Genomic DNA, 23,180 nt, shown 5'->3' on the forward strand with positions numbered 1-23,180 from the left:
GATCGCCCCGGTCCGTGGCATCTACTTTGTCTTTTCGCCCCGCGCTGATGAGTACCCCATGATCGACATCCACAACGTCACCGCCTACCAGCAGCAGACTCGCGTGCTCGACGGTTTTTCCCTGCACATCGGTGCCGGCGAAAAAGTCGCCATCCTCGGCCCCAACGGCGCTGGCAAGAGCACCTTTCTCAAGCTGATCACCCGCGAGCTGTACCCGGTGGAGCGCGAAGGCAGCCACCTGAAGCTGTTCGGCAGCGACACTGTGAACCTGTGGGCCTTGCGCAGCCGCCTCGGTTTTGTCTCCCAGGACCTGCAGGAGGACTACACGCCGTTCACCCAGGCGCTGGACGTGGTGGTGTCCGGATTCTTCGGCGCCATCGGTGCCCACGGCCACCTGCAGCCGAGTGCCGAGCAGATCGAACAGGCCCGCGCGCTGCTGGCGGTGGTGGAGATGGCCGGGCATGAGCAGACCATGTTCCAGCGCCTGTCCACCGGGCAGAAGCGCCGGCTGCTGCTGGCCCGTGCCCTGGTTCACCAGCCCAGTGCACTGATCCTCGACGAGCCGGCCAACGGCCTCGACATGGGCGCCAGCCTCGGCATGCTCAAGCTGATGCGCAACTTCTGCGGCGCCGACCACGCGATGATCATCACCACCCATCACATCGACGAGATCATTCCGGAGATCGAGCGGGTGGTGCTGCTGCAACAGGGCCGTATCGTTGCCGACGGACCGAAGGCCGAGGTGCTGACCAGCGAGCACCTGTCGGACCTGTACCAGACCGATCTGCGTATCACCGAGGAAGATGGCTGGTATCGCTGCTGGCACGCCTTATCTGTTTCTTGACCCTGATTGTCCGGGGCTCCCCGATGAACGCGCCACCTGGTGGGAGCTGGCCGGGCGGCGCTCCGCTTGCAAGCGATAGGGCCTGACCTGGCAACACTGCTGATTCTGCTGGCCTCATCGCCGGCAACGCCGGCTCCCGCAGATATGGTTGCAGCGCACCCGCAATACATCGCCAAGGCCCAAGGGTGACAACCCAGGTACTGCAGGCCATGGCGCCTGCGCGTTCAAGTCCGTGTACCTCCCGACTTGCCGCTGGCCCTGCGCTTGCTCACGATGCAGGTCCAACGGTGATCCCGGCGGTAGGGCGCCCGGGTGAAGTCCAGTTCGGCGATGCGGGTCATGCCGCGTTTCTTCAGCGCTTCGGTCAGTTGTACGAGTGTCTCTGCTTCGATAGTCATTGCTGTTACCTCGTCAGATTGACTGCGTTCATAGTTCTGGACCGACGCTTTGCGCAGGGGATTCAATCTTTTTCACGCTGAAGATCCCCGTTACCTGACGCGGCATTTCTCGAGCCGGGAAACCGGTCAACCCTTGAGCTGCGGAAAATCCTCCTCGAAATACTCTTGCGCGCCGCGACCATCGCCCTGGCGCCGCTGATTCTCCATTTGCCGCAGTTCCACCCGGCGAATCTTGCCGGAGATGGTCTTGGGCAGTTCGACGACGAACTCGATCCGTCTCACCCGTTTGTACGGCGCCAGGTGCTCGCGAGCGAAGGCCAGGATGTCACGGGCCAGTTCGGCGCTGCCGGGCTTGTCGTGGGCGAGGATCAGGAACGCCTTGGGCACCGCCAGGCGGACCGGGTCGTGGCTCGGCACCACGGCCACTTCCATCACTGCCGGGTGTTCGATCAGTGCGCTTTCCAGCTCGAACGGGCTGATGCGGTAGTCCGAGGCCTTGAACACATCGTCGGCGCGGCCGACGAAGGTGATGTAGCCGTCGGCGTCGATCTGTGCGGTGTCGCCGGTGCGGTAGTAGCCGCCGCGCATGACCTCGTCGGTTTTCTCCGGGCTGTCTTCGTAGCCCAGCATCAGCCCCAGCGGACGCTCGGCCAGGGGCAGGGCGACCTCGCCTTCGGTGGCAGGATGGCCGTCGGGGTCGAGGAGGGTGACGCGATAGCCCGGCAGGGGGCGGCCCATGGAGCCCGGCTTGAGCGACTGGCCGGGTGTGTTGCCCACCAGCGCGGTGGTTTCCGACTGGCCGAAGCCGTCGCGCAGGTCCAGGCCCCAGGCCAACTGGATCTGTTCGATGATCTCCGGGTTGAGCGGCTCGCCGGCGCCCACCAGCTCTCGCAGATTCAGGCGGCCGCGGTAGCTGGCGAGGTCTTCCTGGATCAGCATCCGCCACACGGTGGGCGGTGCGCACAGGCTGGTGATGCGGTAGCGCTCCAGTGTCTGCAGCAGCGAGGCGGCGTTGAAGCGCGGGTTGTTATGGATGAATACGCAGGCGCCGGCGTTCCAGGGGGCGAAGAAGCAGCTCCAGGCGTGCTTGGCCCAGCCGGGAGATGAGATGTTCAGGTGGACGTCGCCAGGCTGCAGGCCGATCCAGTAGAGGGTGGAGAGGTGGCCGACCGGGTAGCTCTGGTGGCTGTGCAGCACCATCTTCGGCTTGGAGGTTGTGCCCGAGGTGAAGTACAGCAGCATCGGGTCGGTGGCCTGGGTCGTGCCTTCCTCGATGAAAGCGTCGCTGTGCGCCTCGGCATCGGCATGGCAGACCCAGCCTTGCGTCCGGCTGCCGACACTGATGCGGGTGAGACTGCCATCGATGCCGGCGAATTTCTCCAGGTTGGCGGCGCCGACGATCAGGTGGCGCACGTGACCGCGCTCGACGCGGTCACGCAGGTCTTCGGCGGTCAGCAGGGCAGTGGCGGGGATGACCACCGCGCCCAGCTTGAAGGCCGCCAGCATGCTTTCCCACAGGGCAATGTCGTTGCCCAGCATCATCAGGATGCGCTCGCCGCGCCTCACGCCCAAGGCGCGCAGATGGTTGGCCACGCGGTTGGAACGCTGCGACATCTCGTGGAAGCTGTAGCGGCGTTCGCTGCCGTCTTCCTCGACTATCCAGAGCGCGCTGGTCTGGTTGTCGGCGGCCATGTGGTCGAAGTAATCCAGCGCCCAGTTGAAGCGATCGAGTTGCGGCCAGCGGAACTCCCGGGCCGCGGTGTCGTAGTCGTTACGGTGGGCCAGCAGGAAATCGCGGGCAGCAAGGAAGGCGTGGCGGGCTTGGGTCATGGAGGCGTGCCTTGTTTGTTGTTGTCGGTCCCGCCTGGTCAGGAAGCAGGGGGTTGAGCCGAGTATAGGCGCGCATTTATGAGTTAAGAATTCACATAAAAGCCGGTTCCATGTGCAAATTTGCAGAGGGTCGCAAGGCGGGATTTCACGGTGGGTTGCAAAAAAAAACCGGTAACTCATCGCTACCGGTTTTCTTCAGCGTGTTGCGTGGCTCAGCGCTCAGCGATGACGATGGCGGCGCTTGTGCTTGCGCTTGCCCGAGTCGCGGCTGTCGTCAGCCAGATGGTTGCCCAATGCTCCACCGGCAGCGCCGCCCAGGCCGGCACCGACGGTGGAGCCGGTGGAGCCGCCCAGTTTGCCGCCGATCAGCGAGCCACCTGCCGAGCCCAGGCCGCCGCCCAGTGCCGCTTCGGTGCGGTTGCCTTTTTTCGCGCCGACGGCACTGCCGGCGGCGCCACCGAGGCCGGCACCGATAGCCGCGCCGGTGCTGCCGCCGATCTGCTGGCCGACGACGTTGCCGAGGGCACCGCCAAGGCCGCCGCCGATGGCAGCAGTACCATCACCGGCCAGCGCGGCCTGGGAAAGCAGAACACCTAGAGCAAGGGTAGGCAGTGACAAACGCATGGTCGAAACCTCGAAAAAAGGGGCAATCAGAAACGCACGGGGATAAGGAAATGAATCAGTCGTCGTCGCGGTAGCGACGATCATCACGGCGGTAGTCGCGGCGATCGTAATGACGACGATCGTCGTCCTGCCAGCGATGGTCGCGGTCGCGCCAGCCGTCGTCGCCGCGATCGCGGCCATGGTGGTGGTGATGGGCGCAGCCGGCAGAAACCAGAATGGCAGCCAGCAAGGTCAGTTGTGTAAGACGGGTCAGCACGATCAGGTCCTCTGACCGCGGAGGCGGTCAATCGATGGCGCTGGTAGGACCGCGTTTTTTCGAATTTGTTTCAGAGGGTGTGCCAAGTCATTGGCAGATATGAAAAAAGCGCCGGGGCGGGCGCTTTTTCAGGAGATGGTGCGAGTGGCGGGACTCGAACCCGCAAGGCTCACGCCGACAGATTTTAAGTCTGCTGTGTATACCAATTCCACCACACTCGCGGCTCTGGCAGGAGGCATTGAGCTTCCCCGAGCAAGCGCGCTTTATAACTCATCGTTATATTCGCGTCAACCGGTAAGACCTTTGTTCAGCGCGCCATGTAACGCTGTACCCAGCGTCGCGGAATCATTACCGACACCACGGCAAGTACCGCCGCCAGCGCGGCGCTGACCAGCAGCGCGGCGAATCCCAGCCGGTGTTCCAGCCAGCCGCCGAGCACGGCACCGCACAGCATGCCGGCCCAGGGCACCAGTTGCATGCGCCAGCCGGGCCGGCGCTCACCCATCAGCCAGCGACCCAGGCCACGGCCGAAACGCGACAGCGCGCCGGTCACGTAGGTCAGGCCGATGGGCAGGCCGTTCACTTCTTCCACCGCCGCGTTGAGCATCCCCATCGCCAGGATCGCCGCCAGCAGCGCCGGCAGTTCGGCGCTTTCACCGCACAGGGCGGCGCCCAGCAGCAGCACGGTGGTGAGTAGCAGCAGCGGCCAGGCGCGCCGGCGGCTGGAGCGGGCAATCATGACCCCCAGCGCATTGCCGATGACAAAGGTGACAATCAGCAGCGCCAGGCGGGCGACCAACGCAAACTGGCCTTCGCTCAGGGCCACGGCCAGGCGTGTGGTGTTGCCGCTCATGAACGAGACGAAATCGCCGCTGGCGAGAAAACCGATGGCGTCGGTCATGCCGGCCAGTACCGAGAGGCCGCCGACGAAGAACAGGCCGACCTGGCCCCGGCGTCGGTACAGACGCGCGGCCTGTGGCTTGCGCAGTCCGGCCGGATGTTCAGGCAGCATGGGAAGGGCTCAATGAGGGTCGATGGCGCTGGCCACGGCACGCAGTTCGTTGATGGCAGCGTTCAGGCCACTGACCCGCTCGCTCACTTCCACCGCATCGGCGGCATGGATCGAGCCCTGCAGGTAAACGGCATGCCCGGCCAGACCCCGTGCCAACTGCTCCATGCCGTCGGCGGTGTGCTCCAGGTCGTCGTGAATGCCTTTCATGCGCTTGTCGATCATCCTTATCCTCAGTCACTTGCCTGTTGAAGCCGTCTGGAGCAGAGACTATAGCAATTTGCCCCGCTGCTCAGGAGGCGGCGCGGCGACAATGCAGCTATACCTTGATCCAGCGCAATAGTTGCAGGGGCACTTCGTGGATGGCACGAAGTGTATGTCGGAATTACCGAGAATTGGTGTAAGAAAGCGCCGCACTCGGTGTCGTCCTCAGCGTATGCTGTAGCTACACTTCGACAATAACCAGCGGAATCCGAAATGGATCCATCCCAACGCTTGGACCTGCACAACAAACACAGCAGTCTGTACGAGCAACTCGTGCAGACCGTCGTCGACTATGCCATCTACATGATGGACCTCGACGGCTACATCATTTCCTGGAACGCCGGGGCCGAGCGCATCAAGGGTTACAAGGCCGATGAAGTCATCGGCCGGCATTTCTCGCTGTTTTTCACCGAGCAGGATTGTGCCGACGGCCGCCCCGCATACCTGGTGGGCAAGGCCCTGAGCAGCGGCGTCGCTCAGGACGAGGGTTGGCGCGTACGCAAGGACGGCACCCGTTTCTGGGCCCTGGTGGCCCTGGACGTGGTGCGCTCGCCCGAGGGCGAGGTGATAGGGCTGGCGAAGATCACCCGCGATATCACCGACCGGCGTGATGCCGCCCTGCAGCTGGACGCGATGCGTGCGCAACTGTTCCAGTCGCAGAAGCTCGAGGCCCTGGGCCAGTTGACGGGCGGCATGGCCCATGACTTCAACAACCTGCTGACCATCATCATCAGCTCGGCCAAGCTGGCGATGAACAGCCAGGATCCGAAGCGGGTGCAGCGCCTGCTCGACCATATTCTCGATGCCGGCCAGCGCGGCAGCCAGATGACCCAGCAACTGCTCAGCTTTGCCCGGCGCAAGGAACAGAACGTGGTGCGGGTTGCCCTGCCCGAGGTTATCGAGTCGATTCGCGCACTGCTGAACCAGGCACTGCCCCCGGAGATCCACCTGCTGGTGCAGTACGACGAAGGGCTGTCGACGGTGGAGGTAGACGCGGCGCAATTGCAGATGGTGCTGCTCAATCTGGTGCTCAATGCCCGGGATGCGATTCAGGACAGCGGCGAGATCCGCCTGTGGGCACGCAACCAGACGTTGCAGGGCGAGCGCGAAGAACTGTCGGGGCCTTTCGTGCTGATCGGCGTCACCGACACCGGCCGGGGAATCGATGCGCATGTGTTGCCACGCATTTTCGAGCCGTTCTTCACCACCAAGGGATTCGGCAAGGGTACTGGCCTGGGCTTGAGCCAGGCCTATGGCTTCGCCAAGCAGAGCAACGGCGCGATCTGGGTCGACAGCGAGCCAGGGCAGGGCGCCTGCGTGACCCTGTGCCTGCCCGTTTCCATCACCGAAGAGGACCAGGCAACGTGGAACAGCTCCAGCGTCTAGTAACCGGCATCGAGGGGCTCGACGATCTGCTCAAGGGTGGGTTGATCGCTGGCGCCGCCTACATCGTTCAGGGCCGCCCCGGCTCCGGCAAGACCATTCTCGCCAACCAGCTGGCCTTCAATCATGTCGCCTCCGGCGGTCGGGTGCTGGTGGCGACGCTGCTCAGCGAGTCCCATGAGCGGCTGTTCCAGTACCTGTCGACCCTGTCGTTCTACGATGCGGCGAAGATCGGTGATCAGATCCAGTTTCTCAGTGCCTTCGATACGCTGGACCAGGAAGGCCTCGAAGCGGTGGTCCGTCTGCTGCGGGGTGAAATCGCCCGGCACGGCGCGTCGCTGCTGATCGTCGACGGCTTGCTCACCGCCCGCTCACGGGCCGAGACGGTGCTCGATACCAAGAAATTCATTTTCGAACTGCAGGCCCATGCCGCGTTCGCCGGTTGCACGCTGGTGCTGCTGACCAGCACCCACCTGGAGGACGACAGCCCCGAGCACACCATGGTCGATGGCGTGATCGAGCTGGGCGAAGACCTGCATGGCGCCCGGGCGGTGCGCCGTATCCAGTTGCGCAAGACCCGTGGCAGCGGCGCCTTGTCGGGGCTTCACGAATGCGAGATCAGCGCCGACGGGCTGAAGGTCTTTCCGCGGCTCGAGGCGCTGTATAGCCGTCCTTCCGGCACCGGCAGCGAAACCTGCGCTCGCGTCAGCAGCGGCGTTGCCAGCCTCGACCAACTGTTGCAGGGCGGCCTGGCACAGAGTTCGGTGACATTGGTGATGGGGCCTTCAGGCAGCGGCAAGACGTCGTTGGGTTTGAGTTTTCTTGGCGCCTCGACGGTCGAGGCGCCGGGGCTGCACTTCGGCTTCTACGAGCCGGCGTCGCGCCTGCGCATGAAAGCCGCTGCCCTGGGCCTGGACTTCCCGGCCCTGGAGCGCGACGGCGCGCTGCACATCGCCTGGCAACCCACCACCGAAGGCCTGCTGGACGATGTCGGTGCGCGGCTGTTGCGCTATGTCGGCCAGCACGGCATCAAGCGCGTGCTGATCGACAACCTGGGGGCCTTCACCCGGCTGGCGACCCGGCCCGAACGCCTGAACGAATTCTTCCGTGCACTGATGGGCGAGCTGCGTGCCCGCGATGTGACGGTCGTGGCGACCTGGGAAATGCGTGACCTGTTCGGTTCTGAAATCAATGCCCCGGCGCCGGAACTGTCGAGCATCGTCGACAACCTGCTGCTGATGCGCTTCGTCGAACTGGAGTCTGAACTGCGGCGGGTGCTGTCGGTACTCAAGGTTCGTGACAGCCGTTACGACCCGGCACTACGGGAGGTAGTGATAGGTGAGACAGGAATGGAGTTGCGCAAGGCGTTCAACGAGGCAACCGCAGTGCTGTCCGGCACCGCGCAACCGGTGGAGCGCTCCTGAGGGGCGTGGCATGCAACCATGAGCACGATTCTGGTGGTCGACGACGAGTACGTCATCTGCGACATCCTCGGTTTTGCCCTGGAGGATGCGGGCTATCAGGTCGAGAAAGCCAGTGGCGGCAAAAAGGCCCTCGAAGTGTTGCAGAAGACACGGGTTGAACTGCTGATCACCGACTACATGATGCCCGAAATGGATGGCAAGCAACTCGCGACAGAGCTTCGCGAGCGCCCGGGGCTGACGGCCTTGCCGATCATTCTCATGAGTGGCGCGCAGGCCGGTATCGGTCGGGAAAACCCGGAGCTGTTCAATGAAGTGCTGCAGAAACCCTTCGAGCCGGAGGAGATGATCCGCCTGGTCAACAAACTGGTCGGGCCGCCTGGGGAGTGAAGTCCCTTTACTGCGAGCGGAAGGTCCGTGACGGGACCAAGCGCATCCGTGCGACTCGAGTCATGGGATCGACTTACTGATTGCCTTCTCCTTTTTCGGGCGCCGGGCTACCGGCCTGAATGCGCTTGTAGATCTCTTCACGGTGCACCTGGACGTTCTTCGGTGCGTCGATACCGATCCTCACTTGCATCCCCTTGACACCTAGAATGGTGACCTTGATGTCATCGTCGATGACGATGCTTTCGCCAACCTTGCGGGTGAGTATCAGCATGTATTTCTCCTTGGTAACTTGAAATGCCTCGCAGGCGTAACCCACAGAGGGAGGGGGCGCCGGGAGACGCTTCCCTCTTTCCCTTCATTAAAGACGCATTCGTTGAAAATTAATTCCCCGAGCAAAGATATTTGCTGAAGTCTTTTCGGGCTGGGAGTCGACTGGGCAGGTGGATTTTCGCCGCGCGAAATGTTCCACCCCGCAAGCATAGGGGGGTTGAACGAATATGGGAAATTTCTCTTGTGAAAAGAGGAACGTTTAATATTCAGCGTTCAAAGTGTGGGGTTATTTTAGGTGTTAAATGCGTTTCATTCTTGAATGGCCCGGCATTTTACTGGCCATTGTCCAGAAAGCGTTCACCCGCTGTGACCGAGCAGCGCCACGCCCTTGATCTGCGCCCAGAGTTGCTGGCCTTCGTGCAGGCCGAGCTGGTCACTGGAGAACCGTGTGACACGCGCCAGCAGCGGATGACCACCGGCCTCGAGGCTGACCAGAACCTGCGCCGGATTGCCCTGGTGGCTGAGTGCGCGAAGGGTGACCGGCAAGCGATTGATGATGCTCGATTGCGTGTCCTCTGCCAGGCTCAGGCTGATGTCCCGGGCCTGTACCTTGACCCGCAGCGCGGTGCCGGCGGGCATCGGCCCGTGGGGAATGCGCAGGCGCAGGTCGCTGCCGGGCAGGTGCAGGTCGAGCAGTTGATAGGTCTCGTCGCAGGCGCCTGTGCGGCCTTCGATGATGACGCCGGCGTCTTCTTCCTGGGCCAGGGGCAGGTCCAGGCGGGCGAGGGTCTGGTTGATCGGGCCGCTGGCGAGCGCTTTGCCTTGCTCCAGCAGTACCAGGTGATCGGCGAGTCGGGCTACTTCGTCCTGGGCATGGCTGACATAGATCAGCGGGATCTGCAGTTCAGCGTGCAGGCGTTCCAGGTACGGCAGGATCTCGCGCTTGCGTGGTGCGTCGAGGGCAGCCAGCGGCTCGTCCATCAACAGCAGGCGCGGGCTGGTGAGCAAGGCGCGGGCGATGCCGACGCGCTGGCGCTCACCGCCGGACAGGGTGTCGGCCTTGCGCTCGAGCAGGTGGTCGATGCCCAGCAGCTCGCAGGCCTGCTGCAGGCTGATGCGGCGGGTGGCCGGATCGATGCGGCGCCAGCCGAATTCCAGGTTGCCGCGCACTGAGAGATGGCTGAACAGGCTGGCTTCCTGAAACACGTAACCGATGGGGCGCTGGTGCGGCGGTACGAAAATCTTCCTGGCCGAGTCCTGCCAGACGGTGCCGCCGACCTCGATAAAGGCGTCCTCGGCGCGCTCCAGCCCGGCCAGGCAGCGCAGGCAGGTGGTCTTGCCCGAGCCCGAGGCGCCGAACAGTGCGCTGACGCCCTGGCCGGGCAGGCTGAGGTCGACATCCAGGGTGAAATCGTCCCGGGACACTTTCACTCGGGCGTGAATCATCGAGGCCATGTTCAACTCCAGGCCGACTTGCCGCGGCTGCCATACAGCGCCAGCAGCACGAGGAACGAGAACACCAGCATGGCGCCGGCCAGCCAGTGGGCCTGGGCGTATTCCATGGCTTCGACGTGGTCGAAGATCTGCACCGAGACCACGCGGGTCTTGTCGGGGATGTTGCCGCCGATCATCAGGACCACGCCGAACTCGCCGACCGTGTGGGCGAAGCCGAGGATGCTGGCGGTGACGAACCCTGGCCGGGCCAGGGGCAGCACCACGCTGAAAAAGGTGTCCCAGGGACTGGCACGCAGGGTCGCGGCGACTTCCAGGGGACGGTTGCCGATGGCGGTGAAGGCGTTCTGCAACGGCTGCACCACGAACGGCATGGAATAGACCACCGAGCCCATCACCAGCCCGGTGAAGCTGAATACCACGGTACCGAGGCCGAGAGCCTCGGTGGTCTGGCCGATGAAACCGTGCGGTCCCAGGGCCAGCAGCAGGTAGAAACCGATCACTGTCGGCGGCAGCACCAGGGGCAGCGCCACCACCGCACCCACGGGGCCGCGCAGCCAGGAGCGGGTGCGGGCCAGCCACCAGGCGATCGGCGTACCGACCACCAGGAGGATCAGGGTGGTCACCGACGCCAGCTTGAGAGTCAGCCAGATTGCGCCGAAATCGCTGGCGTCCAGCGGCATCAGAGTTCGTAGCCGTAGGATTTGATGACCGCAGCGGCCTTCGGACCTTTCAGGTACTCGACCAGTGCCTTGGCGGCCGGGTTGTCCTTGCCTTTGTTGAGGATCACCGCGTCCTGGCGGATCGGGTCGTGCAGCTCGGCCGGAACGATCCAGGCGGAGCCGTTGGTGACCTTGCCGTCCTGGTAGATCTGCGACAGCGCGACGAAGCCCAGTTCGGCGTTGCCGGTGGACACGAACTGGAAAGCCTGGGTGATGTTCTGGCCTTCGACGATCTTGGCCTTGGTGGCGTCAGTGAGGTTCAGCTTGGCCAGCACCTGGGTGGCGGCCAGGCCGTAAGGCGCGGCTTTCGGGTTGGCGATGGACAGGTGTTTGTACTCATTGGCCTTCAGCACTTCGCCCTTGGCATCGACGTAGCCGGGCTTGGCCGACCACAGCGCCAGGGTGCCGACGGCATAGGTGAAGCGCGAGCCCTTGACGGTGTCGCCTTCGCTTTCCAGCTTGGCCGGGGTGCTATCGTCGGCGGCGAGGAAGACTTCGAACGGCGCGCCGTTCTTGATCTGCGCATAGAACTGCCCGGTCGCGCCGAAAGCCGCTACCAGTTTGTGGCCAGTGTCTTTTTCGAAGTCCTTGGCGATCGCCTGGATCGGCGCGGTGAAGTTGGCGGCGACGGCGACCTGAACGTCATCAGCCCAGGCGCTGTTGAGGGTCATGAAGGCGAACAGGGTAGTCAGGGCAAGACGAGGTGCACACTTACGCATGAAACAGCTCCGAGGGTGAGTGAAGGCTAATCGCTATATAAGCGAATATATAGCGATTGCCTTGTATACGGAAAGTCCTGTTTTCAGCGAACAATCAATGCGTGGGTTTCGTCTGCCAGTTTGCGGGTGAGTTGCGCGGCGGGCAGTTCGACGCCAAGGCGCAGCGCCTGCCCGGACCACAGGTTGCTGAAGTCGCTGTTGCCCTGTGGCTCGCTGATGGCGCGGATCGGTGCCAGGGCGCCGCCAGCGAGGGGGAAGGCCGGTGCCAGGTCGCTCACCGGTCCAAGCTCGCGCATGATCCGCGTGCTGATGCCACGGGCCGGGCGGCCGGTGAACAGGTTGGTCAGCGCGGTGTCGCTTTCCCTCGCAGTGTGCAGCGCGCGACGGTGGGCAGGAGAGATTTTCGCCTCCGGGCAGAACAGGTACGCCGTTCCCAGTTGCACCGCCGACGCGCCCAGGGTGAACGCCGCCGCGATACCGCGGGCGTCGCCGATACCGCCAGCGGCAATCACCGGCACGCGTACCGCATCGGCGATCTGCGGCACCAGGGCGAAGGTGCCGACCTGGCTGTTGAGGTCGTCGCTGAGGAACATGCCGCGATGGCCGCCGGCCTCGTAGCCCATGGCAATGATTGCATCGCAGCCATGCTGTTCCAGCCACAGCGCCTCGGTCACGGTGGTGGCGCTGGAGATCACCTTCGCACCGGTGGCCTTGACCCGCGCCAGCAGGCGTGGCTCGGGCAGGCCGAAGTGGAAGCTGACCACCGCCGGCTTGAACTGCTCCACCAGGGCGCAGGCGCTGTCGTCGAACGGTGCGCGGCTGGAGACGGGCGTCGGTGCCTCGAAATCGGCACCCACTTCCTCGTAGTACGGTTTGAGCGCCTGCTTCCAGCGCTCGGCCCGCTCGGCGTCAGGCACCGGCGGGGTGTGGCAGAAGAAGTTCACGTTGATCGGGCCGCGGCTGGCCTGGGCGAAGGCCTCCAGTTCCTGGCGGATCTGTTCGGCGCTGAGCATGGCGCAGGGCAGGGCGCCCAGGCCGCCGGCATTGCTGACGGCGATGGCCATGGCCGAGCCGGTGGCGCCGGCCATGGGCGCCTGCAGGATCGGCAGGTCGATGCCGAACAGGTCGAGAATGCGGTGGTCCGGCCATTGACTCATTGTCTGCGAACTCCTGTCTGCGGTCGGCGATGGCCTTCAGAGTGCCTTGCTGACCTGGATGTCGGTGATTTTCCCGGCGTCGTCGCCATGGATCTTGCGCAGCGCGGCCTGGGCCTGCTCCAGCGAGTTGTCTGGCAGGTGGGCGAAGTCCCAGCGGCGTTCGCCGTCGAGTTTGTACTTGATGACGTATTTGATCGTTGCGGTCATGGGGCTTATCTCAGTTGCGACGACGAGCGGCGGATGATCTTGATCTTGTAGGTGAAGGTCGGTTTGCGCGTGACCGAAATGGCCCGCGGGCTGACGGTATCGAGGGTGATGTTCCAGAAACCGGTACTTGGCACCGTGATCTTCGCCGGAAAACGGTCGAAGGCGCCGCCGTGATAGGTGTGCCGGCCGCCATTCTTGAAGCTGCGGAAGTTGGCGTCGTTCATCAGGCGGATATTGCAGCGCTGGGAACACTCGATGACGACGATGTCGTCCTCGTTGAGGTGTTCGCGCTGGTGTACGAATTTCATGCTACGGCTCCGCAAGGGGTGTTTCGGCAAAAGCGAAACGATAACAGAACTGGCCCGAATGTAGGACTTCATCACAGTCCTGACGAGAAAAGTGTCATTCCAGGGAGCAAATCGGCCTAATGACGGTCGAAGCATTTTTATTTGAGGAGATGGGATTCGATGAAATGGTTTGTACCTGCCCTGGCGTTGGCGCTGACCGGTTGCGCCAGTGTGTCCGAGTTGGAACAGAGCCCCGAAACCCTGGATGTGATTTCCGGCAAGTCACCGGACCAATACCTGCAATGCGTGCAGGACAAGCTCAAGGACAGCCGCGACCCGCTGGAAGTGACCCGCAATGACAAAGCCATTCGGGCCATCGTGCCGCAGAAGCTGTCCGATTCCCCGGCGGCGATCCTGGACATCAGCGAACGCTCCGGTGGCAGCAGCATCAAGCTGCACGAGCGCCTGAACAACTTCCCGCTGCGTCTTTCCGATGTGAACAACGCGGCGACGCGCTGCATTTCCGGTTGATCGGATTGATCGGACGCATTTCGCCGCTTTCACGGATTCACTGCTGAACTGATCGATTTACTGATCTGCGTGCTCCTTTTCGGTGCATTTCGCCGTAGTAATGGCGAAAGGATAGCCCTACTATCCATAGGCTTATGTTTTTTGAGTCTAAGCATATAACCAGAAGATGGAGCTTCGTGATGATTGCACTGGATCGATGGTTGATCAGTAGCCTGATGCTGTTCGCCCTCCCGGCGGCCCACGCCGATCAAGGGCAGGATGTATTTACCCGGGGCGGGCAGAACCCCGCCGCCATGGCCTGCCAGGGTTGCCACGGCCCCGATGGGCTGGGCATGGCCGCCGCCGGATTCCCGCGACTGGCGGGGTTGTCGGCCGCTTACCTGAGTAAGCAACTGCGCGATTTCCGCGACGGCACCCGCAAGAACCCGATCATGGAGCCCTTGGCCAAAGCGCTGAGCGGTGCGGAAATCGCGGCGGTCAGCGCCAGCCTTGCGGCGCTGCCAGCCCCCGCCACCCCCGATAACCGCCGTCAGCAGATGGCCCGCAGCGCAGTGCAATCCCTGGCGTTGTATGGCGACTGGAGCCGGGAAATCCCCGGGTGCGTGCAATGCCACGGGCCGGGCGGTGTCGGTGTGGGCGAGCATTTCCCGCCGTTGTCCCATCAACCGGCCGCCTACCTGGTGGCGCAGTTGAACGCCTGGCGCGACGGCAGCCGCCGCGGTGATCCCAATCAGTTGATGGCCGGCGTGGCCAAGGCCATGACCGATCAGGAGATCAAGGCCGTCGCTGACTATTTCGCCGCTGGACAGGAGGTCAAGCCATGAAGGGATTCATTGTTTGCGCGCTGACCCTCGCGGCCGTGTCGGCTCACGCCGCACCGGTTGCCATGGAAGACCAGTCACAGCTGAACGTGCCGCCGGCCGGCAAGACGCCGTTCTTCACACCGCCTGCGGAAAGCGAATTGCCCGACAACGCGTTCGGCAAGATGGTCCGTGATGGCTATGCACTGTTCGTCGACACCACGCGCCTGGCGCCCGCCTATGTCGGTAATGGCATGAAGTGCAGCAACTGCCACCTCGATCAAGGGCGCATGGCCCACTCGGCGCCGCTGTGGGGGGCTTATCCGATGTACCCGGCGTACCGCAAGAAAAACGACAAGGTCAACACCTACGCCGAGCGCATCCAGGGCTGTTTCCAGTTCAGCATGAACGGCAAGGCCCCGGCGGCCGACAGCCCGGAGATCACGGCACTGTCGGTGTATTCCTACTGGCTCTCGACCAGAGCGCCCACCGGCATCGAGCCGCCGGGGCGCGGTTATCCCGAGGTGGCGCAGCCGGCCGCCGGCTACGACATGAAGCGTGGCGAGAAGCTGTATCAGCAACAGTGCGCCCTTTGTCATGGCGAGAAAGGCGAAGGCCAGGCGGTGGCGGGTGACTACGTGATGCCGCCGCTGTGGGGCAAGGACTCGTACAACTGGGGCGCCGGGATGCATCGGATCAATACCGCGGCCTCCTTCATCAAGTACAACATGCCCCTGGGCAAGCCCGGCAGCCTGAGCGACCAGCAGGCCTGGGACGTTGCCGCCTACATCAACCGCCACGAGCGCCCGCAGGACCCGCGCCTGGTGGAAGGGTCGGTGGAGAAGACGCGCGTAAGGTTCCATGCCAACGATGGCGTCAACCTGTACGGCCAGACCATCGACGGCGTGCTGATCGGGCAGGGCACCGCCCAGTGAGCCAGGCCGCCCCCGAGGCGGTCGCACAATGATGGCCAGGACGCCGCTTTCCCCATCGGAAACGGCGTCCCGCGGTCATTACCGAATGTCGGAGAGACGACGCAAAGTCAATATTTTCAATGGTCGGGAACTATCCGCTGCGGTATTTCTCTATGATGGCAACGGTTGCGGTCCTGCGGGGCATTGTAAGGTACGTGCCGCCTGATTAGACTGCGCCGAATTTCGTAAGCACAGCCCTTCGTTAAGGACTCATATGATCAAGAAATGCTTGTTCCCGGCAGCCGGTTACGGCACCCGCTTCCTGCCAGCAACCAAAGCCATGCCCAAGGAAATGCTGCCGGTGGTGAACAAGCCACTGATCCAGTACGGCGTCGAAGAGGCCCTGGATGCCGGCCTGAACGAGATCTCCATCGTGACCGGTCGCGGCAAGCGCGCCCTGGAAGACCATTTCGACATCAGCTACGAGCTGGAAAACCAGATCAAGGGCACCGACAAGGAAAAATACTTGGTCGGCATCCGTCGCCTGCTCAACGAGTGCTCGTTCTCCTACACCCGCCAGACCGAGATGAAAGGTCTGGGCCATGCCATTCTCACCGGCCGTCCGCTGATCGGCGACGAGCCCTTCGCCGTGGTCCTGGCGGACGACCTGTGCGTCAACCCGGAAGGTGATGGCGTCCTGACCCAGATGGTCAAGCTGTACAAGCAGTTCCGCTGCTCGATCGTCGCCATCCAGGAAGTCGATCCGCAGGAAACCAACAAGTACGGTGTGATCGCCGGCGACATGATCCGCGACGACATCTTCCGCGTGACCAACATGGTCGAAAAACCGAAGCCGGAAGATGCGCCGTCCAACCTGGCGATCATCGGCCGCTACATCCTGACCCCGGACATCTTCGACATCATTGCCGGCACCGAGCCGGGCAAGGGTGGCGAGATCCAGATCACCGACGCCCTGATGCAGCAGGCGCAGAATGGCTGCGTGATTGCCTACAAGTTCAAGGGCAAGCGTTTCGACTGCGGTGGCGCCGAGGGCTACATCGACGCGACCAACTTCTGCTTCGAGAACTACTACAAGACTGGCAAGGCTTACTGAGGCCTGCGCTTGTAGCAAGGAAGCCACCCTCGGGTGGCTTTTTTACTTTTGGAGCGGCAAGTTTCGAGCTGCAAGCTGCAAGCTGCAAGCTGCAAGAAAGAGCGGTCTGTGCAGGTCGGCTTTTTCTTGTGGCTTGCAGCTTACAGCTTGCAACTACCGGCGTTATGCTGGCGGCCTGCCGATGGAGAATACGATGGCCTACGATTTTGATCTGTTTGTGATTGGCGCCGGTTCCGGCGGTGTGCGTGCCTCGCGATTCGCTGCGGGCTACGGGGCGAAAGTGGCGGTGGCCGAGAGCCGCTACCTGGGTGGCACCTGTGTCAACGTCGGATGCGTGCCGAAGAAACTGCTGGTGTACGGCGCCCACTTCGCCGATGACTTCGAGCAGGCCGCAGGCTTCGGCTGGTCGCTGGAAGACGCGCAATTCGACTGGTCGCAACTGATCGCCAACAAGAACCGCGAGATCCAGCGACTCAATGGCATCTACCGCAACCTGCTGGTCAACAGCGGTGTAACCCTGCTCGAAGGCCACGCGCGCATCACTGCCCCTCACGAAGTGGAAATCGAAGGCCAGCGTTACAGTGCCAAACACATTCTGATTGCCGTTGGCGGCTGGCCGCAGGTGCCGGACATCCCGGGGCGCGAACTGGCGATCAGCTCCAACGAAGCCTTCTTCCTCAAAGACCTGCCCAAGCGTGTGCTGGTGGTGGGCGGTGGCTACATCGCCGTGGAGTTTGCCGGCATCTTCCAGGGGCTGGGTGCCGATACCACCTTGCTCTACCGGGGCGACCTGTTCCTGCGGGGCTTCGATGGCTCGGTGCGCACGCACCTGAAGGAAGAACTGGAGAAGCGCGGCCTCGACCTGCAGTTCAACGCCGACATCGCGCGTATCGACCAGCAGGCGGACGGCAGCCTCAAGGCGACCCTCAAGGACGGCCGCGAGCTGGTCACCGACTGCGTGTTCTATGCCACCGGGCGTCGCCCGATGCTCGACAACCTCGGGCTGGAAAACACCGAAGTGCAACTGGACAAGCGCGGTTTCATCCAGGTCGATGACGCCTACCAGACCGACGAATCGTCGATCCTCGCCATCGGCGACGTGATTGGCCGCGTGCAACTGACCCCGGTGGCCCTGGCCGAAGGCATGGCCGTGGCGCGGCGCTTGTTCAAGCCGGAGGAGTATCGTCCGGTGGATTACCGCAACATCCCCACCGCGGTCTTCAGCCAGCCGCCCATCGGCACCGTTGGCCTGACCGAAGAGCAGGCGCTGGAAGCCGGGCACTCGCTGAAGATTTTCGAGAGCCGTTTCCGTCCGATGAAACTGACCCTCACCGAGGTGCAGGAAAAGACCCTGATGAAACTGGTGGTGGATGCCGACACCGACCGCGTGCTGGGTTGCCACATGGTCGGGCCGGATGCCGGTGAGATCATCCAGGGCCTGGGCATCGCCCTCAAGGCTGGAGCGACCAAGCAGCAGTTCGACGAGACCATCGGCGTGCACCCGACGGCGGCGGAAGAGTTCGTGACCATGCGTACAGTGACGCGCTGATTCCGTGTCCTGTGGAGCGAGCTTTTCGGGGCGCCGAACCGTCGCAACCCCTGAGTCCCCGACCCGCCTGACACACCCGCAGAGCCAGATCTTGTGGCCGCTGCGCGCCCAATCGCGGCTGAAGCCGCTCCTACAGGGTTCTGGGCCAGCCGCGCTATCCAGGGCAGGGCTCGATACCTGTGGGAGTCGGCCTTGCCGACGATGGCGTCATAGCAGGCACCATCATTGCCTGTGATGGCCTCATCGCTGGGGTTCTACGCCCCGACAAGCCAGCTCCCACGGGTGGCCAACAGCGATCTACAACGATTTCAGAAACGCGAGCAACGCCCCGCGATCTTCCCCCGACAGTGCCACGAACCGCTGCCGCGCCACGGCCGCTTCCCCGCCATGCCACAACACCGCCTCGGTCAAGGTGCGGGCTCGGCCATCATGCAGGTAGCCGGCCCCGGGATTGATCTGTTCGATCAGCCCCAGCCCCCATAACGGCGGCGTTCGCCATTCGCGCCCGGTGGCGAGAAAGTCTTCGCGGCCATCGGCCAGTCCTTCGCCCATGTCATGCAGCAGCAGGTCGGTAAACGGCTCGATCCGGCGCTGCGACAGCGCCTTGTATTGCGGATGCACCCCGGTCTCCAGCCGGGGGCGGTGACACAGGCTGCAGCCGGTCTCGTTGAACACCTGCTCACCCCGTTTCACCTGTGGCACGTTGCGGTCCCGCCGGGGAGGCGCTGCCAGATGAGCCAGGTAGAACCCAAGCTCACCCAGTTGCATCGCATCCAGCTCCGGCTGACCGCCACTGAGCGCCTGCCTGCACGCTACCTGCTGCGGTGCACAGTTTTCCTGCGGGTACAGCGGTGAAGTAATGCCGAGGTCTCCGTGCAGGGCGCTGGCGATCTGCTGGTTGAGGTTCGGCTGGTTGGCCTTGAGCCCGAAGCGCCCGGGTTCCAGACGCTGGCGCTCGACGCTCCACACCTGGTTGACCCGTCCGCGCACGCCATCCGGCTTGTGCTCCTCGGCCATGCGCTGCAAGGTGCCGGCACTGACCGCCTCCAGCAGGCCAAGGCCGAACACCGGCGTGCCAACCCGCACGGAGGTGCGAATGTCCCCCAGCGGCCCGTAGGCCAGTTCACTGAATTTCAGTTGCGGGCGGCGCAGGCTGACGCGTTCGCCATTGCCGAGGGCGACCGTCTTTTCCTGCCAGAGAATGTGCGCGCGACCTTCACCGCGTACGCCGGGAATGCCCAGCTCGTTGAGCTGGTCGCCGTAGGCCGGGTGGGCCAATGGTCCGCCATGGACGTCGCGCCCTGGCAGCGACAGCCGGACCAGCATCGTGCGCATCGGCGAATGCTCGTTGACCGGCGCCTGGCCACGGCCGTTCTTCGGATGACAGGCGATGCAGGTGATGCGGTTGTACAGCGGGCCGAGGCCGTCCACCGCGTCGTCCCGCGAGGGCGCGATGACCCAGGCCTGGCGGAACAGCCCGCGACCACGGAAGAACCGTTCCAGTTGTGCCTCGTCGTCCATCCCTGCCAGCGGCTGGGCGAAGGCTTCGCGATTGACCTCGGCGCTGGCGTGTAACGTAGTCAGCGCCGCAGCGGCGGCCAGTAGCCAGACGCGCATCACAGCCCCATCTCGTCGAGCAGCCGCGCCGCCTCGGCGTGGCGGGTGGCGCTGTAGAACTGCCAGGCGATCTCGTACTTGCCCAGTTCATCCTGATCGCTGGCGGGGGTGTGCTCCATGCCGCTGTCCTGGCGGGCGCCAAACAGCTTGAGCAGGTCGGTGGAGGCCGCTTGCCCGGCGCTGATCGGTGGCACGCCAAGGTAGGCGCGCACGGCGGTCAGGTCACGGCCCGCGGCTTCCCCGGCATGTACCCGTGTCCACAGCGCCGTGAGCCGCTCATGGGGTTGGCCAAGCCACTGCACGAACAACGACGTCACCAGCGCGAGGCGCTCGCGAGAACTGTCGTCGCCATAGCGGTAGGCGCCTTTGGCCGCCGCTGCGAAGGGATCGTGGTAACCCGCCGGCAACCCGGCGTACACGCTGGGCCGCACCGGCAGTTTGCGGATGTCCGGGTCGGCCAGCAGCTTCTGCCCGGCCTCGGACAGCACGAAGCGCACGAAGGCCCGAGCACCCTCGACATCCCTGGCATCGCGGGTGATGGCGATATGCGCCGGGTTGAGCCCGCCGTGGGCCGGATAGACGAAGTCCACCGGCTGGCCGTTGCTCACCGCCGAGGCGACGAAGAAGTCGATGGACAGGCCGACCGCCGCGCGTCCGCTGGCCACCTCATCGCTGACCAGGGTGCCGCCGCGACTCACCAGCCGCGACTGCCCGGCGATCTCGCTCCACAGTGCCCAACCGCGCTCCCAGCCGTAGGCCTGGAGCACGATGTCGAGCAGCACCGGAGCAAAGCCGACCCGGCCCGGGTCGGGCAAGGCAATGCGGCCGCTCAGGCGCGGATCGAGCAGGTCGGTCCAGTCCTGCGGTGCAGGCAGGTTCAGCGCCGCCAGCACCTCGGGGTTGATGGCGAAGCCGTAGCCGGCCAGCTCCGTGGCCTGGTAGTGCGCACCGCCGTCGCGCAGGGCAGTACCGCCGATGCGCGCCGGCAACCCGGTGAGGTCCACGCCCAGCGGCTGCCAGCTGTTGTTCCTGGCCAGGCGGGCAAAGTTGCCCGGCGACGGCGCCCAGTACACATCGACCCCGCCCTGGTCCGGCTGGCGCAGGAAGGGCAGGGCATCGAAGCCCTGGCGCCAGAGGATCTGCAGGCGATACCCGGGGTTGGCCTGCTCGAAGGCTTCCTCGAAACGGCTCATCATTTCTTCCGGGTAGCTGGTCAGCACCACCACCGGCTTCGGCGCCGCGGCCTGGACGCCCGCCGAAGCGAACGCCAGGGCCAGGGCCGTCAGCCATGCCTTACAGCGGAACATTGAACTGTACGAAGTAGTTGCGGCCAATTTCCGGATACCCCTCGCTGTATTCGTACAGGCGATCGAACAGGTTGCGTACACCGGCCTCCACCAGCACATCGTTGCTGAAGCGGTAGCCCGACTTGAAGTTGTACACCGCGTAGCCACCGGACATCTGCGTGCCATCCGAGGTGTTGTAGCGCCGCGAGGCGGCTTCGGCACTGCCGGTCAGGCGCCAGGCGTCATGGTTCCAGGTGGCCGAGGCGAACAGGTTGTGGCGCGGCGTGTCGATCGGGTGCAGCTCGGGATTGCTGCGGTTCTCGCGGTCGAGGAAGGTGTAGCTGGCGCCCAGCTCCCAGTCGCCCAGATCACCTTTCAGACCCAGCTCGAAGCCCTGGTTGCGCGCCTTGGCGATGTTCTGGTACTGCCCGCACGGGGCCGCGCAATTGGCTTGCGCCGGGACGGTGACCTGCTGGATCGAGTCTTCGATATTGGCCACGAACAGCGCGGCGTCCAGACTCCACTGTGACGTCAGCGCGCCACTGTAGCCCAACTCGTAATGGGTGGCACGTTCCGACTTCAGGTCCGGGCTCGGGATCACCGTGCCGAAGCGGGTGGAGTAGCGGTCCTTGATGGTGGCGAAGCGGCTCTTGCGCGAGACGGTCAAGCGCACCTGGCCATTGTGGTCGATGTCCAGCAGCGGGCCGGTGTTCATGAACAGGCCAAGCTGGCTGTTGACCGCATCGTCGCTGCCGGTGGGCTCGTCGTACAGCGTCTTGACCCTCGGTGAGGTCGCGTTGGTGCCGAAGTTCTCGGCGTCCAGGCTCTTGCGGTAGTTGTAGGACACGCCACCGACGAGGCTGAAGATGTCGTTCAGGCGCAGGGTGTCTTCCAGGGCGATGGACTGGGTCTGGTCGCGGAAATGGGTCTGTGGATCGCTGCCGTCGCGGGAGCGGTGCACGTCTTCCTTGAAGTGATAGGCCACGCCCAGGCGGTTGCCTTCGGTGATGGCCAGGTCGCCTTCGATGGAGAAACCGGTGGACTCGTCGTCGTACTTGCTCGGGAAGCCCGATTGCAGCGCGCCGGGAATGCCGTTGTTGTAGACGTAGCTCTCCAGCGAGTTCTTGAAGGTGTCGTGGTACACGCGGGTCTTGAGGCCGTGCTCGCCGAAGCGGGTATTGGTGGCGACGAACAGGCTGGTCTTGTCCCACTGCGGCCATTCCCACCAGCGCTTGCGCTGGCCGGTGGCGGGCAGGTCGCCGGCATAGGGCGGCTGGCCCTTGCGGCCTTCCTGCTGGACATAGCCCAGCACGTATTCGTCGGTTTCATTGGGCGTGAAGCCGAGCTTGAAGCTGAACTTGCCGTCGCGCTTGTCGCTGTTCTCGCGGCGCCCGTTGCCTTGCTGGTTGTTGGTGGGCTCGAAGTCGTCCGGCAGCAGGCTGTAGTCGTAGTCGACGTAGGACACACCGCCCTGCATCCACCAGTTGCCCTGGTTGGAGCCGACGTTGGCGTAGCTGCGGTACGCATTGACGTTGCCGTGATCGGTGAGTTCCAGGCCGCCGCCCACCTCGCCCTCGAAGGCCTCGGTGGGCCGGCGGGTCACCAGGTTGATTGCGCCACCCAGGGTGTTGGGCCCGTACAGCAGCGAGGCGAAGCCCTTGGCCACTTCGATGCGCGACAGGTCGTAGGTGGTGAAGCGACCGAGGTCGATGTTGCCGTCGTAGGGCACGTAGGTCGGGATGCCATCGATGTACACCGGCACCTGCAGGCGGTCGAAGCCGCGTACGTAGACCACCTGCTCGGCCCGGCCGCCGATATAGCTCTGGTTCACGCCGGGGGCGAGTGCCAGGGCGCGGTCCACGGTTTCGCGGTCGTGCAGGCGGATGTCCTTGAGTTCGACAACGGTGCTGCCGGTGGCCAGTTTTTCATCCTGAGGGGCGGAAATCTGGATTTCGCCGAGGCTGAACGGCTGGCTGGTTTCGGCAGCGAGAAGGGATTGCGCGTGGACGGCAGCGATGGCCACTACCAGGGCGCGAGGGGTGAACGACTTCATGACGGCTCCATGTTATGGAGGCGCGGCGCTGCTGTTGACGGGCTGCGAACGCACCGCGCAACAGCCTTCCGGCCTCATCGTTA

Annotated in this window: 25 protein-coding genes and 1 tRNA gene; 9 read left to right on the plus strand and 17 right to left on the minus strand. The window is 64.0% G+C overall.

The window, feature by feature from the left end:
* The first annotated feature begins 58 nt into the window (after window positions 1–58).
* Window positions 59–844, plus strand: coding sequence for an ABC transporter ATP-binding protein (locus AC05QJ_RS15285; RefSeq protein WP_476747658.1), 786 nt, complete (start codon window positions 59–61; stop codon window positions 842–844).
* Between the two features lie 224 nt (window positions 845–1,068).
* Here the strand turns inward: AC05QJ_RS15285 and AC05QJ_RS15290 are convergent, their stop codons facing one another.
* The 7 genes from AC05QJ_RS15290 to AC05QJ_RS15320 all read right to left on the minus strand — a co-directional run bounded on the left by AC05QJ_RS15290 (window position 1,069) and on the right by AC05QJ_RS15320 (window position 5,186).
* Window positions 1,069–1,242: a hypothetical protein gene (locus AC05QJ_RS15290; protein WP_476747659.1), complete on the minus strand. Its 174-nt coding sequence runs from the start codon at window positions 1,240–1,242 to the stop codon at window positions 1,069–1,071.
* A gap of 126 nt (window positions 1,243–1,368) precedes the next feature.
* Window positions 1,369–3,072 (minus strand): AMP-binding protein, encoded by a 1,704-nt coding sequence (locus AC05QJ_RS15295; RefSeq protein WP_476747660.1) that lies wholly within the window; start codon window positions 3,070–3,072, stop codon window positions 1,369–1,371.
* 219 nt (window positions 3,073–3,291) lie between these two features.
* Entirely contained in the window at window positions 3,292–3,696 is a 405-nt protein-coding gene (locus tag AC05QJ_RS15300; protein ID WP_476747661.1) for a glycine zipper domain-containing protein, read from the minus strand.
* Window positions 3,697–3,751: 55 nt separating this feature from the next.
* A complete protein-coding gene (locus AC05QJ_RS15305; RefSeq protein WP_476747662.1) occupies window positions 3,752–3,952 on the minus strand; it encodes a hypothetical protein in 201 nt (66 codons plus the stop codon).
* 136 nt (window positions 3,953–4,088) lie between these two features.
* A tRNA-Leu gene (locus AC05QJ_RS15310) sits at window positions 4,089–4,173 on the minus strand.
* An 86-nt stretch (window positions 4,174–4,259) separates the two neighbouring features.
* Window positions 4,260–4,964, minus strand: a complete 705-nt coding sequence (locus tag AC05QJ_RS15315; RefSeq protein WP_476747663.1) for a YoaK family protein — start codon at window positions 4,962–4,964, stop codon at window positions 4,260–4,262.
* Window positions 4,965–4,973: 9 nt separating this feature from the next.
* Window positions 4,974–5,186, minus strand: coding sequence for a hypothetical protein (locus tag AC05QJ_RS15320; RefSeq protein WP_476747664.1), 213 nt, complete (start codon window positions 5,184–5,186; stop codon window positions 4,974–4,976).
* Window positions 5,187–5,438: 252 nt separating this feature from the next.
* On the opposite strand from AC05QJ_RS15320, the gene AC05QJ_RS15325 reads away from it, so the two are divergent.
* The 3 genes from AC05QJ_RS15325 to AC05QJ_RS15335 are packed head-to-tail and all read left to right on the plus strand — an operon-like array spanning window position 5,439 to window position 8,419.
* The gene (locus AC05QJ_RS15325) at window positions 5,439–6,611 is read left to right on the plus strand and encodes a two-component system sensor histidine kinase NtrB (protein WP_476747665.1); all 1,173 of its coding nucleotides are present in this window, start codon (window positions 5,439–5,441) and stop codon (window positions 6,609–6,611) included.
* Entirely contained in the window at window positions 6,590–8,032 is a 1,443-nt protein-coding gene (locus AC05QJ_RS15330; RefSeq protein ID WP_476747666.1) for an ATPase domain-containing protein, read from the plus strand. Before AC05QJ_RS15325 ends, AC05QJ_RS15330 begins: the two co-directional genes overlap by 22 nt.
* A gap of 18 nt (window positions 8,033–8,050) precedes the next feature.
* Window positions 8,051–8,419 (plus strand): response regulator, encoded by a 369-nt coding sequence (locus AC05QJ_RS15335; protein WP_476747667.1) that lies wholly within the window; start codon window positions 8,051–8,053, stop codon window positions 8,417–8,419.
* 73 nt (window positions 8,420–8,492) lie between these two features.
* On the opposite strand, the gene csrA is transcribed toward AC05QJ_RS15335, so the two are convergent.
* The 7 genes from csrA to AC05QJ_RS15370 form a co-directional block, all read right to left on the minus strand.
* On the minus strand, window positions 8,493–8,690 hold the full coding sequence (gene csrA / locus AC05QJ_RS15340; protein WP_476747668.1) for a carbon storage regulator CsrA: 198 nt from the start codon (window positions 8,688–8,690) through the stop codon (window positions 8,493–8,495).
* 356 nt (window positions 8,691–9,046) lie between these two features.
* The gene (gene modC, locus AC05QJ_RS15345; protein ID WP_476747669.1) at window positions 9,047–10,144 is read right to left on the minus strand and encodes a molybdenum ABC transporter ATP-binding protein; all 1,098 of its coding nucleotides are present in this window, start codon (window positions 10,142–10,144) and stop codon (window positions 9,047–9,049) included.
* Window positions 10,145–10,146: 2 nt separating this feature from the next.
* Complete coding sequence (modB, locus tag AC05QJ_RS15350) at window positions 10,147–10,824, minus strand: molybdate ABC transporter permease subunit (RefSeq protein WP_476747670.1); 678 nt, start codon at window positions 10,822–10,824, stop codon at window positions 10,147–10,149.
* On the minus strand, window positions 10,824–11,582 hold the full coding sequence (modA, locus tag AC05QJ_RS15355) for a molybdate ABC transporter substrate-binding protein (RefSeq protein WP_476747671.1): 759 nt from the start codon (window positions 11,580–11,582) through the stop codon (window positions 10,824–10,826). The genes modB and modA overlap by 1 nt, the downstream gene beginning before the upstream one ends.
* A gap of 83 nt (window positions 11,583–11,665) precedes the next feature.
* Complete coding sequence (locus tag AC05QJ_RS15360) at window positions 11,666–12,739, minus strand: NAD(P)H-dependent flavin oxidoreductase (RefSeq protein WP_476747672.1); 1,074 nt, start codon at window positions 12,737–12,739, stop codon at window positions 11,666–11,668.
* Between the two features lie 36 nt (window positions 12,740–12,775).
* Complete coding sequence (locus tag AC05QJ_RS15365; RefSeq protein WP_476747673.1) at window positions 12,776–12,946, minus strand: hypothetical protein; 171 nt, start codon at window positions 12,944–12,946, stop codon at window positions 12,776–12,778.
* A 5-nt stretch (window positions 12,947–12,951) separates the two neighbouring features.
* Complete coding sequence (locus tag AC05QJ_RS15370; protein WP_476747674.1) at window positions 12,952–13,254, minus strand: DUF1883 domain-containing protein; 303 nt, start codon at window positions 13,252–13,254, stop codon at window positions 12,952–12,954.
* A 159-nt stretch (window positions 13,255–13,413) separates the two neighbouring features.
* Between AC05QJ_RS15370 and AC05QJ_RS15375 the strand changes: the two genes are divergently transcribed.
* From AC05QJ_RS15375 to gorA, 5 genes are all read left to right on the plus strand, one after another.
* A complete protein-coding gene (locus tag AC05QJ_RS15375) occupies window positions 13,414–13,764 on the plus strand; it encodes a hypothetical protein (RefSeq protein ID WP_476747675.1) in 351 nt (116 codons plus the stop codon).
* A 179-nt stretch (window positions 13,765–13,943) separates the two neighbouring features.
* A complete protein-coding gene (locus tag AC05QJ_RS15380) occupies window positions 13,944–14,588 on the plus strand; it encodes a c-type cytochrome (RefSeq protein WP_476747676.1) in 645 nt (214 codons plus the stop codon).
* Window positions 14,585–15,499 (plus strand): c-type cytochrome, encoded by a 915-nt coding sequence (locus AC05QJ_RS15385; RefSeq protein ID WP_476747677.1) that lies wholly within the window; start codon window positions 14,585–14,587, stop codon window positions 15,497–15,499. The genes AC05QJ_RS15380 and AC05QJ_RS15385 overlap by 4 nt, the downstream gene beginning before the upstream one ends.
* Before the next feature lie 253 nt (window positions 15,500–15,752).
* Window positions 15,753–16,592, plus strand: coding sequence for a UTP--glucose-1-phosphate uridylyltransferase GalU (gene galU / locus AC05QJ_RS15390; RefSeq protein WP_476747678.1), 840 nt, complete (start codon window positions 15,753–15,755; stop codon window positions 16,590–16,592).
* Between the two features lie 193 nt (window positions 16,593–16,785).
* On the plus strand, window positions 16,786–18,141 hold the full coding sequence (gorA, locus tag AC05QJ_RS15395; protein ID WP_476747679.1) for a glutathione-disulfide reductase: 1,356 nt from the start codon (window positions 16,786–16,788) through the stop codon (window positions 18,139–18,141).
* A 297-nt stretch (window positions 18,142–18,438) separates the two neighbouring features.
* On the opposite strand, the gene AC05QJ_RS15400 is transcribed toward gorA, so the two are convergent.
* The 3 genes from AC05QJ_RS15400 to AC05QJ_RS15410 are packed head-to-tail and all read right to left on the minus strand — an operon-like array spanning window position 18,439 to window position 23,097.
* Window positions 18,439–19,758, minus strand: a complete 1,320-nt coding sequence (locus tag AC05QJ_RS15400) for a di-heme oxidoreductase family protein (protein ID WP_476747680.1) — start codon at window positions 19,756–19,758, stop codon at window positions 18,439–18,441.
* On the minus strand, window positions 19,758–21,065 hold the full coding sequence (locus AC05QJ_RS15405; RefSeq protein WP_476747681.1) for an ABC transporter substrate-binding protein: 1,308 nt from the start codon (window positions 21,063–21,065) through the stop codon (window positions 19,758–19,760). Before AC05QJ_RS15405 ends, AC05QJ_RS15400 begins: the two co-directional genes overlap by 1 nt.
* Window positions 21,052–23,097 (minus strand): TonB-dependent receptor plug domain-containing protein, encoded by a 2,046-nt coding sequence (locus AC05QJ_RS15410; protein WP_476747682.1) that lies wholly within the window; start codon window positions 23,095–23,097, stop codon window positions 21,052–21,054. The genes AC05QJ_RS15405 and AC05QJ_RS15410 overlap by 14 nt, the downstream gene beginning before the upstream one ends.
* Between the last annotated feature and the right edge of the window lie 83 nt (window positions 23,098–23,180).

Source organism: Pseudomonas sp. TUM25319 (assembly GCF_056388475.1).

What these genes read in the sequence shown, in the direction of transcription:
- AC05QJ_RS15285 (WP_476747658.1), top strand. Translation starts at nt 59, where the DNA reads ATGATCGACATCCACAACGTCACCGCCTACCAGCAGCAGACTCGCGTG.
- AC05QJ_RS15290 (WP_476747659.1), bottom strand. Translation starts at nt 1,242, where the DNA reads ATGACTATCGAAGCAGAGACACTCGTACAACTGACCGAAGCGCTGAAG.
- AC05QJ_RS15295 (WP_476747660.1), bottom strand. Translation starts at nt 3,072, where the DNA reads ATGACCCAAGCCCGCCACGCCTTCCTTGCTGCCCGCGATTTCCTGCTG.
- AC05QJ_RS15300 (WP_476747661.1), bottom strand. Translation starts at nt 3,696, where the DNA reads ATGCGTTTGTCACTGCCTACCCTTGCTCTAGGTGTTCTGCTTTCCCAG.
- AC05QJ_RS15315 (WP_476747663.1), bottom strand. Translation starts at nt 4,964, where the DNA reads ATGCTGCCTGAACATCCGGCCGGACTGCGCAAGCCACAGGCCGCGCGT.
- AC05QJ_RS15320 (WP_476747664.1), bottom strand. Translation starts at nt 5,186, where the DNA reads ATGATCGACAAGCGCATGAAAGGCATTCACGACGACCTGGAGCACACC.
- AC05QJ_RS15325 (WP_476747665.1), top strand. Translation starts at nt 5,439, where the DNA reads ATGGATCCATCCCAACGCTTGGACCTGCACAACAAACACAGCAGTCTG.
- AC05QJ_RS15335 (WP_476747667.1), top strand. Translation starts at nt 8,051, where the DNA reads ATGAGCACGATTCTGGTGGTCGACGACGAGTACGTCATCTGCGACATC.
- csrA (WP_476747668.1), bottom strand. Translation starts at nt 8,690, where the DNA reads ATGCTGATACTCACCCGCAAGGTTGGCGAAAGCATCGTCATCGACGAT.
- modC (WP_476747669.1), bottom strand. Translation starts at nt 10,144, where the DNA reads ATGGCCTCGATGATTCACGCCCGAGTGAAAGTGTCCCGGGACGATTTC.
- modB (WP_476747670.1), bottom strand. Translation starts at nt 10,824, where the DNA reads ATGCCGCTGGACGCCAGCGATTTCGGCGCAATCTGGCTGACTCTCAAG.
- modA (WP_476747671.1), bottom strand. Translation starts at nt 11,582, where the DNA reads ATGCGTAAGTGTGCACCTCGTCTTGCCCTGACTACCCTGTTCGCCTTC.
- AC05QJ_RS15360 (WP_476747672.1), bottom strand. Translation starts at nt 12,739, where the DNA reads ATGAGTCAATGGCCGGACCACCGCATTCTCGACCTGTTCGGCATCGAC.
- AC05QJ_RS15365 (WP_476747673.1), bottom strand. Translation starts at nt 12,946, where the DNA reads ATGACCGCAACGATCAAATACGTCATCAAGTACAAACTCGACGGCGAA.
- AC05QJ_RS15370 (WP_476747674.1), bottom strand. Translation starts at nt 13,254, where the DNA reads ATGAAATTCGTACACCAGCGCGAACACCTCAACGAGGACGACATCGTC.
- AC05QJ_RS15375 (WP_476747675.1), top strand. Translation starts at nt 13,414, where the DNA reads ATGAAATGGTTTGTACCTGCCCTGGCGTTGGCGCTGACCGGTTGCGCC.
- AC05QJ_RS15380 (WP_476747676.1), top strand. Translation starts at nt 13,944, where the DNA reads ATGATTGCACTGGATCGATGGTTGATCAGTAGCCTGATGCTGTTCGCC.
- AC05QJ_RS15385 (WP_476747677.1), top strand. Translation starts at nt 14,585, where the DNA reads ATGAAGGGATTCATTGTTTGCGCGCTGACCCTCGCGGCCGTGTCGGCT.
- galU (WP_476747678.1), top strand. Translation starts at nt 15,753, where the DNA reads ATGATCAAGAAATGCTTGTTCCCGGCAGCCGGTTACGGCACCCGCTTC.
- gorA (WP_476747679.1), top strand. Translation starts at nt 16,786, where the DNA reads ATGGCCTACGATTTTGATCTGTTTGTGATTGGCGCCGGTTCCGGCGGT.
- AC05QJ_RS15400 (WP_476747680.1), bottom strand. Translation starts at nt 19,758, where the DNA reads ATGCGCGTCTGGCTACTGGCCGCCGCTGCGGCGCTGACTACGTTACAC.
- AC05QJ_RS15405 (WP_476747681.1), bottom strand. Translation starts at nt 21,065, where the DNA reads ATGTTCCGCTGTAAGGCATGGCTGACGGCCCTGGCCCTGGCGTTCGCT.
- AC05QJ_RS15410 (WP_476747682.1), bottom strand. Translation starts at nt 23,097, where the DNA reads ATGAAGTCGTTCACCCCTCGCGCCCTGGTAGTGGCCATCGCTGCCGTC.